This window comes from Allobosea massiliensis (assembly GCF_042655245.1).
GTDB classification, from domain to species: domain Bacteria; phylum Pseudomonadota; class Alphaproteobacteria; order Rhizobiales; family Beijerinckiaceae; genus Allobosea; species Allobosea massiliensis.
In genome coordinates this window covers 467,269-481,646 of record NZ_JBHSLU010000063.1, presented here as the reverse complement: position 1 = coordinate 481,646, position 14,378 = coordinate 467,269, and the positions used below count along the sequence as shown (strand labels likewise).

Sequence of the window (14,378 nt, the reverse complement as noted above, 5' to 3'; positions counted from 1 at the left end):
GCCCCAATCTCTCTACACTGCGATCGGCGCCTTGATCGCCGGGTGCGGGTCATATCCCTCGACGGTCACATCCGCGAAGCTGAAATCCTCGAGCTTCGTAACGGCCGGGTTGAGGGTGAGCTTGGGCAGCGCGCGCGGCTCCCTCGTCAGCTGCATTTTCGCCTGGTCGAGATGGTTCACATAGAGATGCGTGTCGCCGAAGGAATGGACGAAATCGCCGACCGCCAGTCCCGTCACCTGCGCCACCATATGCGTCAGCAGCGCATAGCTCGCGATGTTGAAGGGCACGCCGAGGAAGACGTCGGCTGAGCGCTGGTAAAGCTGGCAGGAGAGCTTGCCCTCGGCGACGAAGAACTGGAACAGGCAGTGGCAGGGTGCCAGCGCCATCTTCGGGATGTCGGCCGGGTTCCAGGCTGAGACTATCAGCCGGCGCGAATCCGGATTGCGCCGGATCTCGTTCACCAGCCAGGCGATCTGGTCGATCGTCTGGCCATCCGGCGCCGCCCAGGAGCGCCACTGCCGGCCATAGACCGGACCGAGATCGCCCTCCTCGTCGGCCCATTCGTCCCAGATGGTGACGCCGTTCTCCTGCAGATAGCGAACATTGGTGTCGCCGCGCAGGAACCAGATCAGCTCATGGATGATCGACTTCAGATGCAGCTTCTTGGTGGTGACGAGCGGGAAGCCCTGGCTCAGATCGAAGCGCATCTGGTGGCCGAAGACCGCGATCGTGCCCGTGCCCGTGCGGTCGTCCTTGCGGACGCCCTCGTCCAGAACGCGTCGGAGCAGGTCGTGATACTGATACTCGGGGTGTCTGGTCATCGTGCAATCTCAAGCAAAATAATTGAACCATATGTATGGGGTATAGAACGCCAAAATGAGCGCCCCAAGCTTTAGTGGGCCCCCAAGCATGCGAGTAAGGATGCCAGCGCCCAGAACGGCGCCGATATATACTTCCTTGTTCGCTTTGATGAGGGGCAGATTCCAATATAGCGCTGCATGGGCCTTCAGGGCCATGATGATATCGTTGATCTCAGGGCTCATTGCGTGCCTAAGGAAATGGGCCGCGCATGCGGCAAGAAATATGCGGTAATTCCCGTTATTATACCGCGATTGACGATTTGTGTCATGTGCGGTTTAACGGGATTTATCGGCGCGAGCACAGCTGGTTCGCGGATTGACCCAGCGCTGCTAGTCGATGACGGGAGGCTCTTCGGAAGGGGAGCCTCCCTTTTTTGGGGTGTCTCCCGCAAAAATGATCGTAAACCCGAACGCCGACGCGGCGAGGCCCAAGAGGGCCGCAGCGAAAAGGGTTGCGTCGGGAAGGGTGCCGGCGATGACGCTGAAAACGATCGCGGACCAGACGTAGCTGGTGAGGATCAGGAGCGTTGATGATCCAAGGCATAGCGGCAGCCTCAACGGCCGGCGGAAAAGCAGCGCGGCCAGTCGGATGTAGACGATGCCGGCCGACGAGCTGATAAGCATGGCTGTCCATGGGCTGACGTGCTCGAGTTGCTGAAGCCCAAGGTAGGTTGGCAACCACAGAACGCCTGGAGTGAGGCCGGCGCACAGCGTTATGCCGGCAGCGAGGACCTTGTTCACGCGCCGGTGGAGCCAAACCCGCCGGCACCGCGCGCGGTTTCGGGCGGAGCGTCGAACGCTTCCTGGATCACGGCCTGTTCGGCTGGGGCGATCACCATCTGGGCGATGCGCATGCCCCGGGTGACCTGGTACGGCTCGAGACCGGCGTTGTACAAGGCGACCATAACCGGGCCTTTTACGTAATCTGAGTCAATCGTCCCGGGCGCGTTTATCGGGATTATTTTGTGCTTCACCGATATCCCGGACCGCGCACGAATTTGCCCCTCATAGCCGACTGGGATTTCCATCGAAAATCCCGTGTGAATGAGAACCACCTGCTGCGGAAGGACGGTTACGATCTCGTGCTCGGCCAGTGCCGCGGCAAGGTCAAATGCTGCCGCGCCGGCCGTTTGGTACTGCGGGAGGGGGAGTCCGGAACGGCCAGGGGCCCCGAGAACCTCGTCGGAGAGGCGGCGCATTTTGACGATCGGAGGCATGATTGGAAATTCGGCTCTATTTCGAGTGCGGGATTGTTGCGCGGCGGCCGGAGTTATTTCACCCGTGGCCCCTAGGCGGCAAGTGGCGCGTGGTGGGATTTCCAGCGCGCCAGCCTGACGTTGTCATCTGAGCCGCCGATGCGGATTGATGCGAGAGCGTGGGTTCTGATCGCTCCGATGATCGACATGCCGTTCGCGCTGATGCGAAGGATCTGACCTTCCTGTGGTGACAGCACGTCGGCCACCGACGGAATTCCCCGCGCGAGGTCAATGTGTGCGGAGATCAGGTGGCGATCGCCGTGGATCGGTACCGCGAACCTCGGCCGCACCATGCGATAGAGGTCGCTCAGTTCGTCGGAGTGCCCGTGACCCGATGCGTGAACCGTGAGATCGTGAACCGGTCGGTCGGCCCTCATGACGTAGACCCCGTTCTTTTCGAACGTACCGAACAGCTCATCGACGGCCTTTTCGTTTCCCGGAATGACGCGTGCGGAGTGGACGATGAGGTCGCCGCGACCAATGGTGGGGTCGTTCTTGCGGGAGAGGCCGGTTTCCAGATTGGTCGCCATCCTCGAGAGCGCCGAGTTGGGTTCGGCCTGGCTGCCCGTGCAGAGATAGGCAACCTTGTCTCTGGGCAGGGCTGACATAGACCTGGACGATAGTACTCGGCCCGCCGGCCGCAGGATCCCGACCTTTTCGGCGATCGTGCTGTTTCGGTGTAGCGATCCACCCGCGAGACTGAGGTGGCGACCAGAATTCTTGCCTGCCAGGCGCATGCTTTCGAGGCGGGCGAGGTTCGAAGCGAATGTCGATACGAAGACGCGACCCGGGAACGACCTCATGATCACCTCAAGCGATTGGTGGACGTCATGCTCGGAGGTCGAGCGGCCCGATCGATGGGCGTTCGTGCTGTCTGCGAGAAGGGCGAGAACGCCAGAGCGGCCGATCTGTTCGAGGCGGCGGGTGTCGGTACTGGCGCCCAGCATGGGGCGGCTGTCGAGCTTGAAGTCGCTGGCGAGGATGATGGTGCCAGCGCCGCAGGAGATCGCCAGTGCGGTTGTCTGGGGCGCGGAGTGGGTGACCTGCACCCATTCGACGCCGAAGCGGCCTACGGCTTGCCTGCGGGCAAACGGCACGGTCGTGATGCGAGGGTTCGTCCCGATCTCTTGAAGCCGCGCCCGGACGATCGCGGCGGTGTAGCTGGTCGCATAGATCTTGACCTTGTCGATCCCGGGCCACTGATCCTTGAACCGGTGGATGAGGCTGAGGCTTCCGATATGGTCTTCGTGGGCATGAGTGAGGACGATGCCGTCCAATCGCGGGATGATATCCTTTACGGCACTCAGGTCGGGAATGATCGGGCCCATAGTGCCACCGAGCGCCGTCGCGAATTCGGCGGCTTCGCTATTGTCTGCGGCCGCGAATGTGGCGCCAGCGTCGACGAGTATCCAGCGACCGTTGAAGCCCACGAGGGTCATATTGGATCCGACCTGGTTGGTTCCCCCGATAGGGAGAACCAGGATCGAGTGTCTGTCTGGGTGGGGAATTCTGAGAGGTGTTTCGTTCATTGGATTCCGACGGCCGTCCTGGGGACGGCCGGTTTGCGGTTGGGCTCATGCAGCGAGGGCTGCCTTGGACTGACCAAGCAGGGCCGCCTCTACGAGGCCTGCGAAGAGCGGATGCGGTGAAAGCGGTCGGGAGACGAGCTCGGGATGAAACTGGACCGCTATGAAAAAGGATTCCCGGCGTTCGACGATTTCCGGAAGTAGTCCGTCCGGCGAGAGGCCGCTGAAGCGAAGACCCACATCTTCGAGGGCACGGCGGTACCGCGCATTCACCTCGTAGCGATGCCGATGTCGTTCCGAGATCGTCGTCTCGCCATAGATCTTGTGTGCGAGTGAGCCCGTTTCAAGCACTGCCGGGAAGGCCCCGAGACGCATGGTGCCGCCGAGATCGCCGTTTTCGGCGCGCTTCTCGATCTGCCCGTCGCTCATCCATTCCATCATCTGAGCGACAATGGGCGCCTCAGTCGGACCGAACTCGGTGGAGCTGGCGGCTTTTAACCCGATCTGATGGCGCGCAGCTTCGATGCAGGCCAATTGCATACCCAGGCAAATGCCGAGGAAGGGTTTTCCCGACTCGCGGGCGTAGCGGATCGCCGCAATTTTGCCCTCTGTCCCGCGTTGACCGAAGCCTCCGGGAACGATGATGGCGTCGACCCCCATGAGCGCGGTCAGGTCGCCGCTCTCCAGGCTCTGGCTGTCGATCCACTCGATTTTCACGCCGGCTTTGTTTGCCACGCCGCCGTGGGCGATGGCCTCGACGAGGCTTTTGTAGGCGTCCTTGTGAGGGTACTTCGCCACGACGCCGACTGTGATGCTCGCCCTTGGGTTCTTGATGGCATCGGTGACGGCCAGCCATGGAGCGAGGTTGATGGCGGGCGCGTCCGTAATCCCGAAATGGCGGAGCACCTCAGCGTCCAGCCCCTCTCGGTGATAGGCCATTGGGACGTCGTAGATGTTGGATGCGTCGAGGGCTTCGATAACGGCGCTGGGAGCGACGCTGCAGAACGACGCGAGCTTTCGCCGCTCTTCCGGCGGGATCGCGCGGTCGCACCGGCACAGAAGGATGTTGGGCTGGATCCCGATCGAACGAAGCGTCGCGACAGAGTGCTGCGTAGGCTTCGTCTTGAGCTCGCCGGCCGTCGGGATGTAGGGCAGCAGGGTCAGGTGGATCGACAGCGTGTCGGAATACGGCATCTCCTGGCGCAGCTGTCGGATTGCTTCGTAGAATGGTTGCGCCTCGATGTCGCCGACCGTTCCGCCGATCTCGATCATGACGAAATCGAAGCCGGAATTCTCGCTGGTGATGAATGCCTTGATGGCGTCGGTGACGTGAGGAACGATCTGGATCGTCTTGCCGAGGAAGTCGCCACGGCGTTCCGCGGCTATGATGTTGCTGAAGATACGCCCTTGCGAGATGCTATCCGTGCTGGTCGCAGGTCGGCCAGTAAAGCGCTCGTAATGACCAATATCGAGATCAGTTTCGGCGCCGTCTGAGGTCACGAAAACCTCACCATGCTGGTCGGGCCCCATCGTACCTGGATCGACGTTAAGATAGGGATCGAGCTTCTTCATGCGAATACTATATCCGCGTGCTTGGAGCAGCGCCGCGAGAGAGGCGCCGGCAAGACCCTTGCCGAGGGAGGAGACGACACCGCCGGTTACGAAAATATATCGGGCCATGGAAATTCCTCTGCGCCAATTATAGCGGCAATTTCGACATTCTACCTTTTATTCCGATTTAATTCCACTTTCTGCCGTCCGGTGCGTTGGGCAGATGCCGAGCTGCGCGCTCAGCGCGGTGTAATCTGCCAGATGAATTCCATCTGGCGCGAGATAATTCCCGACACCGGCTCCTGGCCGCTCGGCGTCGCGATGTATGCGATGCGGCTCCGAGTATGTGCAATCTGCGTGGCGCTCGCATTCGGCGCGCAGCAGGCTGGAGAACGCGAAGCCTTTCTCGTCATCGAAGAGATCGCTGCTGGCGCGTGAGATCGGCGGGATCGCTGAGACGATGACGTGGTTGGAGAGGCGTAGGGCGGACCGGATTATCCTCTCGGCATTTGCCCGGAAGTCGGCTGCGGAGATGGCCCGTTTGCGAAAAATGTCGTTGGTTCCAATCGAAACAACGGCGGTTTTGGCTTTTTCGGCGACTTTGAGCGTCTCTATCAGCTCAAGATAGCGCTTCGACGTGGCACCATGGACGCCGGCGTTTACCGCTGGCGTGGCGCATGTGTTTGCGGTCGATGCGAGATAGGATGCGTGGCTGTCGCCGATGATGATGGTCTTGCCGCGGAGATGAAGCAGATCGCGGTCGATCTCCTGCTTGCGCTCTGAGACCAGCGTTGACCAGGGCTTTTGCGCATCCTGCGCGAAAATGGAAAGTCCAATAGCCATGAACGCAACGAGACAGAGCAGGCGGAGCGCCTGCCCATAAATCGACTTATACGCCGTCATTTTACAATCTCCGGGAAACCCCGGTGTGGTGGGAATCAAATGGTCGCAGGGATTCTGCGAATGAGGTTTGATCTCAGGTCATAATAGCCATTTTCGAGGCGCGGCGCATTACGCATGAGCCAATCGTGTGTCGAATCCGAAAGGAGGATCGCCTCGATCTGCTCCAATGTGACGTCGGGGCGTGCCTGAACCACGTAGAGATTGTGATTTATCGGCAATATTCCTGGCGGCAACCGAATGGCTCGCACCTTCCGGGCAATTCTCGGGATGAGGAGAGCTGGACGCGAGAGATCGTCGAAAACTTTCTCAGGCGGCAACCACCCGGTCTTCCGGATGCCTCGCTTCGGCATGCGGTGCATTTCACTTGCGAGATGTTCGGTGATCGCCTCAGGCGGAGTGGTATGCCGGTCCGTCTTGATTGCGAACCGCCGGGGCGCAGAGAGGGCATCGGTGCGGGGATCGACGTCGTCTGTGTCCACTGCTGGGATCAGGTGTTCGGGCGGGAGCCGCCTGGCCGTCTTCTGGTCGACCACAAAGATGTTTGCGGGGCCGAGCCAGGGCGCGAGCCTGATCGTAGCGATATCCGCGAGTTGGCCTCCGCCTTCCGGGTCCGCCATTTCGCCATCGGGGGAAACCGGATGATCGGTCAAAGCGATGCGCGAGCTCGCTGCCGGCCGCAGGACGACCTCGACAGGGTGTATCCTCGGAGGCGAGCCTTTGCGGCGGTCTTTCGGCCTGTAGAAGCTGGTCTGGGCGTCGAGGCGGGAGAGGTGTTCAATCCCGACGCGAGCACCCAGCTTTGCGCGGAGATTGGCCGCAGTCGAATTCAAGAGCCAGCGGTCGGACGTTACGAAGCCGATCACCCCATTTTCGGTCATGACCTGCGAACAGCGCATCAGAAAGGCGTGCTGCAGGTCGCCTCGTGAGGCTTCGCATAAACTGGCGGCGTAAAGGTCCTTGAACGCGTCCGGCAGTCGGCCGAAGCGCAGATATGGCGGGTTCCCCGCGACGAACCGGTACTCCGGTTCCGTTGGGCCTTCGAGCAGGAAGTCTCCCTGCGAGAGAACCTGGCGGGCGCCGATGCGCGCGTAGCCGATCGTCCAGCCCCGTGAGATCAGGTGCTGCGCTATCCTCTCCCTGCCGCTCTCGACGGCCGGCGGGTAGATCTCCCAGCCGCGCACCCGGGAGAGTGTGTCCAGGTCATCGATCTCGAGGTTGAGTTTCGCGATCGCACACAACAGGAACATGCCATCGCCGGCGGACGGGTCGATCAGCTTTCCTGAGACGGACGGCCATCCGATCCGCTCAAGCAGCGTGTCACAGACGGGCTCAACGGTGTAGAGCGCGGTCGCGTGGTGAAGCGCCTCCAGCGCCTTTTGCGGGATCAAATGGATCAAGGTGCTGGCCTTAAATAAGGCCAGGCGGAATCGGCTCGGCGGCGATCACTGACTCGCTTTCATTGAAGCTGACCAGACTGATCTGCCCAACGAGGTGGCGGCCCGCTTGGGCAAAGACTGCACCTTCGGTGATGTGGAACTTGGCGTCCTGGTCGCCATCAGCGTCTCGGTAGGCGCCGACAGTGACATTGCCTTGGTCGATTTCGATCGAGACCAGACGCTTCGTCCCGTCGACGTTGCAGAACTCAAGCATGAGGCCGCCGTAGCCGCCGCGCGCAATGGTGACGCCCCAAGGGAGCATCTGCTTGGGGCTGAGATCGTCACTGCACTGGTCGGAAATGCGCCAGTCGGCGATGGTCGTTTCGAGGAGAGTGTCGGTCATGGATGTCTCTATGCTGCGAGCGAGTAGACGCCGTTGTCGACGCGGCGAAGGCCGGCGCGGCTGACGGTCTGACGGATCTTGGCTTGCCAGTGCGGGTTGCTCTTCGCGCGGGGATGGTTGTGAAGGGCCTGGTAGAGGTCCCTGAGGCGCGCCGTGCCGCCCAATGAGCGAAGAGCTTCGAGCACTACATACGACCATCCGGGCATCGGCGGGTCTTCGCGGAAGACCAGCTGAATGAGCACGGGGCGCGACAGGGCGACAAACTTGCCCTCGAGCCTCGATCGCATCAGCTTCTCGACGTCCTCGTCGCCATAGGCGATCAGGACGCTTGGCGCGCCGGCGTTGGCGGCGGCGCGTTTGCCGTCGGCGTGGTGGAAGTACAGGCGGCCTTCCAGGAACAGACAAGCGTCGGCGCGGTCCCATACCGACCGATGAAAAGCCTCGGTCTCGGTGCGGGCGAAAATCAGTCCAGTGCCCCTGCCGTGGTTGGCAAGTCGGTCAAGCCAGGCACCGATAGAAGACGCGGAATACGGCGGATTGAGCCAGATCCTCTGAGAGCCCCACGATAGCGCGAGACCGTCTTGCTCCGGCCACGTGTAGTGCATCTTGGCCGTCGGCCATGGCTTGGGATCGGGCGCGGCGCACGGGTCCAGGTCGAACGGGCCAAGCTCGTCGATGATGAACTTCGGCGTGAGCCAGGTATTGGTCTGGGACGCAGCCGACTGATGGCCACCCATTCCGAGCTTCTTCATCGCTTTCGCCTCGCGGTATCTGCCAACACCTAATTGAAGGGATTAAGACTGGGACGGCATCGTCCACGGATGAAATAAGAGAAGCTAAGAGCGAGCGATGGCGTGCTCAAAAAAGCGATTAAATATTGCAGGTCGGCGGACTTCGCGATAAATAGGGATATAATCTATTTCAGGAAATTTCCATGCGCTCATTTATCGTCATTGCCGCTGTCACGACTCTCGTGGGTGCTTCTGGGTCGGCTTTTGCCGATGATCGGACCGAGACCGCTGTGCGGCTTTTTCTGGGAATGGGAAACGGCTCTGCCGTGACTGCCGACCGCGTCTTGTCCGAGAACGATGACGTGGTGGTGAAGAACCTCGTTTTGCCGATGAATGGCGGTCAGACGGGATCAAATCCCAAAATTCACGTCAAGGAGATGCGCTTCGTCGGCGTTGAGGCCGGCGATTCCGAGATGTCGTTCAAGGGCATCGCGGGGAGCGGGCTGATGATCAGCGGCGAGGAGGCAATTGCCGCTCGGTCGATGGTGATGGGGCCTGCGAAGGCGAAGAATCTGGGGGTCGCCGCGTTCGCTGTCGATGGCGATCTCAGTGTCACCTTTATGGATATCGTGGCGCCTTCGAAGAGCGGGACGGTTCGGGTTTCGAGCTACACCCTGTCGATGACTGGCGACCCCTCCGCTGCTTTCAGGCAGAGCGCTCGGTTTGAGGGCGTCCGGTCGGATCAATTGAAGCTGGGGTCGGCAAGCGAAGGCATCCAGGCTGAAATGTCGATCTCCGGGAACGGCGAAACCCGGGAGATCGATGGCACAATGTCGGTCAAACAGGTGCAGTTCGGCGATATCAGTGCGCGCTTCTCGATGGAGCGTATCGAGCCCGCGGCCGACCGCCTGAGCCTGATGCTGGGATATGGCCTGTTCGCCGGCGCCCCGAAACTCAAGCAGGCTTCCGTCTCGTATACGCCCGCTGAGCCGATCCGCACCATGCTCATGTTCATGAACGGTGAGCAGCGCAGGCAGATGTCGGGTGCGGTTCTGCCGTTTGTTCGTGGCCAGCTTGGGCTAGATGAAGAGTTCGCTCAGGGAGCGGCATCCGAGGTCGAAAAGTTTCTGGCGATGCCAGTCCGGCTGTCGATCGGCTTTTCTCCGCCCGTGCCAGTGGGGATCACCGAGGTTCAATCGGCTGGCGCTGAGGGGGCGGCCGATAACAAGGCTTCGCGGCTCGGCCTGTCGATTAAGTCGGGCCAATAAATCGCGATAAAACGAACTGCAATGGTTCGTTAATTATGGTCAAGCCCGGCGGCTTTATTTTCGACAGTGCTGGGTGCCGCCGCCGAAAGCGCATGGTATCCGACGTTATTGGCGCCCATTGGTCGCGCCTTTAGGGAACAGAGGGATCTCACAAAATGCGCGGCGGTTTTGCACGGGTTGCGAAGGACGAAAGCGGCGCGACCGCTATCGAGTACGGTCTATTCGCGGTCCTTCTCGGCTTCATGCTCGTGGCTGGGACGCCGTTCATGCGCAATGCGACGGTTGGAACCGTCGACAGCGTTTCGGCCAGCTACTCTGCGGCTACAGCGCCGGCTCCCTGAGCCGGCGTTTCTTCATCGGGCATAGGCCATGAGCTGGTCGAGGCGATCGTTTGCGATCGCAAGCGCATCTGCCCGCTGCTTCTGATCTGGACCTCTGTGCTGATCAGGATGCAGGCGCTTTGCGAGATCCCTTCTGAGCGCCAGGAGCTCGACAGCGGATTTCCCTTCTGCACCGGCGAGCATTTGCGAGGCGTGCGTCAGGTACGGGTTCGGGTTCTGATCGATCTCGCGCCTGCGCGCGGCATTGCGCGGCTTGCTCTTCACGTGGCGGATGAACACTTCGCCTTCTTCGAGATCTATCGCCACCGTGGGTCCGCCGGCGTGAAATGCGCCGAGGCTCACGGTGGCTTTCGAGTTCCGGAATTCGATCTCGATTGGCCATGCAGAGTTGCCGTCGGCTGATACGATCCAGCAGTTCAGCACTGGGCCCATTCGGTTCCAGTCAAGAGGGTTGGGGTCACCCAGAAGCTTGAGCACTGCTCGCTTCTGCCCTCCGGCTTCAACCACCGAAAATCGGGCCAGGCGCTTGAGAGGGTATTCCTGAAGCGCGGGGTGCTCCTCATCCTCGAAGTCGTTGAGGATCCGAGCGAGCTGGTCATGGCGCTCCGCGTTGACCACGCGGGTGATCACGCGCGGCCAGTTGGGCCAGAACTTCAGGAACAGGCCAGAGCCGAGCATGACGGCAAAGACGCCAATATTCTGCGCTGACGCATCCCGGTAGGTGATAACCGCGGCTCCGACCGTGAAGACCAGGTAGGCGAGCCACATGATGACGGTCGCTATGCCCGGCCCCCGCCTGATCTTGACCCATTTGGTCTCGGCGAGTTTCAGGAAAAGCAGACACATCGCGGCCGCCGTGATGACGGCCGCGTTCGGGTTCTCAGGCATCAGCTTGGAGATGCCGAACGCCAGCGCTGGGATGACGACGCTGAGGAGTATCCAGTGCATTGGTCGCCTTAGGGTTTCAGGTTCGGAAGCGGCAAGGCCGGCTTCGAAGGAGCCGGCGAAGGGGAGTTCTTCATCCGCATGACGAACTCGGAGACCTGCTTGGGTGTCCGCTCTTCGAGCACGATGCTCAGGTGCTGGCGGGCAACGTTGCAAAGCCGGGAGCCGAAAAGCATGAAGAGCTCCCCATTTTCCCTGCGGCTGGGAGCCACATCGACCTGGCAGTCGTCGCTGTCACGAAAGTTGAGCCGGCCGTCGCCAACTGTGGCTTTGACTGGCGCGCGCTTGGCTTGTTCGTCGCTGCCGAGAAGGAGGGTGAGCACCGCGCCATCGGCTCCAATTTCGTCGATGCGCACCGCCCTGAATTCGCTCTTCGGGTTCTTCGGATCTTCGGTCGGGGTGACGATCGTGTAGGGGAGCCATTTGCCGACGAACTTCGCCAGGGCTGCCGTGATGTCGGCTTCATCCTTTTGCTGGACCCGCTCCATGGACTGCTGAGCTGCCGCGCGGTCGAGCTCGAACTTGGCCGTTCGGTTTGCTGATTCCGCAACCTGGCGATCCAGGTCGGCTTTGATGTCAGCGGCGACTTTCATGGAAAGCGCGCGACCCTCATCGGACTGCGACGAAATTGCGTTTTCGAAGGTCGCCAGCGGAGTGCCCGGGGGGAGAGCGTTATTCCAGGCGAATTTGATCTCCCAGGATCGGGTGAAGAAGCCGACGCGCTGAAAGAGCATCTTGCCGGGGATCGAGATGCCGGCGCCGGTCTGGAAGGTGGGGGTTACGATTGTCTTCCCGTCGATCTTCCGCGCCTCGAGGAAAAGGTCGGTGGTAGCTTCGACCTGTGCGTAGACGGCGAGTGGGTCGGTTGATTTCGGGTCAGCGTCGGACTTGATCAGAACGCCCTTGATCCGCCAGGCACTGGGATCTCCCGGCTGACCGCTGGCGGTTGCGAGGTTCGCGATACCCTGGTCCTGCGCCGCCTTCAGGATCTCCTGATCGGTGGGTCTGTCGGTGGCAAAAGCGAGCGTGCTGGTCGCGAGTGCGAAGGCGATGACGAGAAGGCGTTTCATAGAGATAGGGACCTCATTCTAGCGATTGGTGCGTGAATTCACGCGCGAGCGGCGTTCGCCATCTCGGTTATGATTTGCTGATGGACCTGCTCGATCGAGCGCGTTCCATCGATGACTCGGCATCGCCGTGGCTCGGCTTCTGCGATATCGAGATAGGCCTGCCGAAGACGCTCATGAAAGTCGCGAGCGGCGCCCTCGAAGCGGTCGGGATCAGCGCCGCGCATCCTCAGGCGCTCTACGGACATGTCGACCGGAATGTCGATGATGAACGCGATATCGGGAACCGTATCGCCAACGACAGCAGCCTGGATGGTTTTGATCCAGGCGACGTCAACCTTGTCGCCGGCGCCCTGATAGGCGAGCGTTGAATCGTAGAAGCGATCGCAGATGACGGTTTCGCCTCGGGCAAGCGCTGGGCGGATCACTTCGGCCAGATGGTGTGCGCGGGCCGCATTGAACATCATGACCTCTGCAATGGGGCCATAATCCTTGAACGCACCGGAGAGGAGGCCGGCTCTGATCGTCTCGGCTGCAGGGGTACCGCCGGGCTCGCGCGTGGTCGTGACCGTCTTGCCCGCCGATCGAAGGTGGTCAGTGAGAAGCCGCACCTGACAGCCCTTTCCCGCGCAGTCGATACCCTCGAACACCACAAAATTCGCCATATTAAATTGACTGCAAAACGTCGCGCCGAATTTCGTCGGGCGACGGACGTTGATGGGATTTAAAGCGCAATACGTGGAAGTCGCATGAAGCGAGCAACTTATCCCGCCTTTTATCATTTTTCGCGTCATGAGTCTTGTCGTCGAGCTCAATGACGAGGACGGGTATTCCGCGTCTTGCGATGACCCAATCGACGCGTCGATTTGAAATAAGCCGCAACCCGCGCTTCCACCTCGCCGATCCCTGTCGCGAAGTGGGTTCGATAAGCGCAAAGATTGGCACCTGCGGCCAAATTTCGAGATCTGGCAGAGCGGCGAGGAGCCGTCGGTGGAACTCCTGCTCGTTGTCGGTCATCAACGCCCTTCGTTTGAACGAGGGCCTGGATGCGTAGCGGTGGGCGAGCACCGCTACGATGACGAGCAGCAGCAAGCAGGCGCCGAGAGCGGACAGCTGGTTTTCGGAGATCCACCGCAGGAATGTCATCTGGATCAGGCCGCCATGCTCTGGGCCATGTCCCGAAGCTTGCTCATGGCATCCTGCAAGCCAGAGCGGGTGTCATAGGCAACGACGGCATCTCGGACGGCCTGCAGTAGTTCTTCGCGGGTGACGGGATCAGGCTCGCACGATGTCACTCTGATGCCGTCGACGCCCTCGATAAAGTCGCCGAGGTCGTCGATGACAGGTTTCTCGGCGTTTCCGGTCTGGTTGGCCTCAACCTCGCACGCGGCGTGGAACTCCGCTTCCTCGTCGTCGGTGGCCTCGACCCAGGTCCGGTGATCATCGCCGTCATTGTATCGCGCTTCGGTGCTGTAGCGGACCGACGGGCCCAGCTTCGAGATTGACGTGAACTGCTCGGGGTTGATCGTGGGATCGATGACCGCGGCGAGAATGAAGACCTCGGCGACGTCGTCGATCATTCTCGATATCGAGGGGCGGTTTGTCGCGACCAGCACGTCGTCGCCGGCTGGCGTGGAAACGACATAGGATCGAGCGACTGTTTCGGCGGCCTGGATGGCATAGGGCGTCTCGAGTTCGACACCGTCGAAAAAATCGAGAAGCGCATCTTCGTCGGTGATCGCCTTCGACAGGACCTGAGAGAGTTCCCAGATCATGAGGATTGAAGCGGCGCCGGCGCACGGCGCCGCAATATTGCGGACGAAGATGCGTCGGTCGACGTCGGAGACACGTGCGCGACAGAAGAAATGGGTGTCGTTTTCGCCGACGGAGATGGCCTCGACTGTCACCTTCTCGACCGCGGCATCCAGCGCGTCGAGATATGCGCTGTCACCGCTGAAATCGTCGAAATTGACTGATCGTGAGGCGATGTTCCGCTTCGCTTCGCGCAGGATTTCCTCGAGCAGTGCGGAGGCCTTTGTCTTGCTGGATAGGTCGACGCGCACCTCGGTCACCGCATTTTCGCCCTCGGGCGTTTTGGCGGTGATCGAAAACAGGCTTTTGTTGTTGGACATCATTTCATCCGGAAAATG

The 14,378-nt window shown here is 60.8% G+C and carries 17 protein-coding genes; 2 read left to right on the top strand and 15 right to left on the bottom strand.

Going from position 1 to position 14,378, the window contains the following annotated elements; all coding sequences use genetic code 11:
• Positions 1 to 12 precede the first annotated feature (12 nt).
• From ACFPN9_RS20125 to ACFPN9_RS20080, 10 genes are all read right to left on the bottom strand, one after another.
• Positions 13 to 822 (bottom strand): thymidylate synthase, encoded by an 810-nt coding sequence (locus tag ACFPN9_RS20125; RefSeq protein WP_377817487.1) that lies wholly within the window; start codon positions 820 to 822, stop codon positions 13 to 15.
• Positions 823 to 831: 9 nt separating this feature from the next.
• On the bottom strand, positions 832 to 1,017 hold the full coding sequence (locus ACFPN9_RS20120) for a hypothetical protein (protein ID WP_377817486.1): 186 nt from the start codon (positions 1,015 to 1,017) through the stop codon (positions 832 to 834).
• Positions 1,018 to 1,191: 174 nt separating this feature from the next.
• Complete coding sequence (locus tag ACFPN9_RS20115) at positions 1,192 to 1,602, bottom strand: hypothetical protein (protein ID WP_377817485.1); 411 nt, start codon at positions 1,600 to 1,602, stop codon at positions 1,192 to 1,194.
• Positions 1,599 to 2,078: a dUTP diphosphatase gene (gene dut / locus ACFPN9_RS20110; protein ID WP_377817484.1), complete on the bottom strand. Its 480-nt coding sequence runs from the start codon at positions 2,076 to 2,078 to the stop codon at positions 1,599 to 1,601. Before dut ends, ACFPN9_RS20115 begins: the two co-directional genes overlap by 4 nt.
• A gap of 71 nt (positions 2,079 to 2,149) precedes the next feature.
• Complete coding sequence (locus ACFPN9_RS20105; protein WP_377817483.1) at positions 2,150 to 3,556, bottom strand: ribonuclease J; 1,407 nt, start codon at positions 3,554 to 3,556, stop codon at positions 2,150 to 2,152.
• Between the two features lie 135 nt (positions 3,557 to 3,691).
• Positions 3,692 to 5,323 (bottom strand): CTP synthase, encoded by a 1,632-nt coding sequence (locus tag ACFPN9_RS20100; protein WP_377817482.1) that lies wholly within the window; start codon positions 5,321 to 5,323, stop codon positions 3,692 to 3,694.
• 48 nt (positions 5,324 to 5,371) lie between these two features.
• Positions 5,372 to 6,097: an SGNH/GDSL hydrolase family protein gene (locus ACFPN9_RS20095; RefSeq protein WP_377817481.1), complete on the bottom strand. Its 726-nt coding sequence runs from the start codon at positions 6,095 to 6,097 to the stop codon at positions 5,372 to 5,374.
• A gap of 35 nt (positions 6,098 to 6,132) precedes the next feature.
• Positions 6,133 to 7,494 (bottom strand): Eco57I restriction-modification methylase domain-containing protein, encoded by a 1,362-nt coding sequence (locus tag ACFPN9_RS20090; RefSeq protein ID WP_377817480.1) that lies wholly within the window; start codon positions 7,492 to 7,494, stop codon positions 6,133 to 6,135.
• A 10-nt stretch (positions 7,495 to 7,504) separates the two neighbouring features.
• Positions 7,505 to 7,876, bottom strand: a complete 372-nt coding sequence (locus tag ACFPN9_RS20085) for a hypothetical protein (RefSeq protein ID WP_377817479.1) — start codon at positions 7,874 to 7,876, stop codon at positions 7,505 to 7,507.
• An 8-nt stretch (positions 7,877 to 7,884) separates the two neighbouring features.
• Complete coding sequence (locus ACFPN9_RS20080; protein ID WP_377817478.1) at positions 7,885 to 8,628, bottom strand: DNA N-6-adenine-methyltransferase; 744 nt, start codon at positions 8,626 to 8,628, stop codon at positions 7,885 to 7,887.
• 182 nt (positions 8,629 to 8,810) lie between these two features.
• Here ACFPN9_RS20080 and ACFPN9_RS20075 point away from each other — a divergent pair, with 182 nt between their 5' ends.
• Both ACFPN9_RS20075 and ACFPN9_RS20070 read left to right on the top strand, forming a co-directional pair.
• Positions 8,811 to 9,875, top strand: coding sequence for a hypothetical protein (locus tag ACFPN9_RS20075; protein ID WP_377817477.1), 1,065 nt, complete (start codon positions 8,811 to 8,813; stop codon positions 9,873 to 9,875).
• A gap of 155 nt (positions 9,876 to 10,030) precedes the next feature.
• Entirely contained in the window at positions 10,031 to 10,216 is a 186-nt protein-coding gene (locus ACFPN9_RS20070) for a Flp family type IVb pilin (RefSeq protein WP_068078474.1), read from the top strand.
• 12 nt (positions 10,217 to 10,228) lie between these two features.
• Here ACFPN9_RS20070 and ACFPN9_RS20065 read toward each other — a convergent pair whose 3' ends face one another.
• The 5 genes from ACFPN9_RS20065 to ACFPN9_RS20045 are packed head-to-tail and all read right to left on the bottom strand — an operon-like array spanning position 10,229 to position 14,360.
• The gene (locus tag ACFPN9_RS20065; protein WP_377817476.1) at positions 10,229 to 11,164 is read right to left on the bottom strand and encodes a hypothetical protein; all 936 of its coding nucleotides are present in this window, start codon (positions 11,162 to 11,164) and stop codon (positions 10,229 to 10,231) included.
• Between the two features lie 8 nt (positions 11,165 to 11,172).
• Positions 11,173 to 12,231, bottom strand: coding sequence for a hypothetical protein (locus ACFPN9_RS20060; protein ID WP_377817475.1), 1,059 nt, complete (start codon positions 12,229 to 12,231; stop codon positions 11,173 to 11,175).
• Between the two features lie 38 nt (positions 12,232 to 12,269).
• Positions 12,270 to 12,893, bottom strand: coding sequence for a dTMP kinase (tmk, locus tag ACFPN9_RS20055; protein ID WP_377817474.1), 624 nt, complete (start codon positions 12,891 to 12,893; stop codon positions 12,270 to 12,272).
• Between the two features lies 1 nt (position 12,894).
• Positions 12,895 to 13,374, bottom strand: a complete 480-nt coding sequence (locus ACFPN9_RS20050) for a DUF2726 domain-containing protein (protein WP_377817473.1) — start codon at positions 13,372 to 13,374, stop codon at positions 12,895 to 12,897.
• Between the two features lie 5 nt (positions 13,375 to 13,379).
• Complete coding sequence (locus ACFPN9_RS20045) at positions 13,380 to 14,360, bottom strand: hypothetical protein (protein ID WP_377817472.1); 981 nt, start codon at positions 14,358 to 14,360, stop codon at positions 13,380 to 13,382.
• Between the last annotated feature and the right edge of the window lie 18 nt (positions 14,361 to 14,378).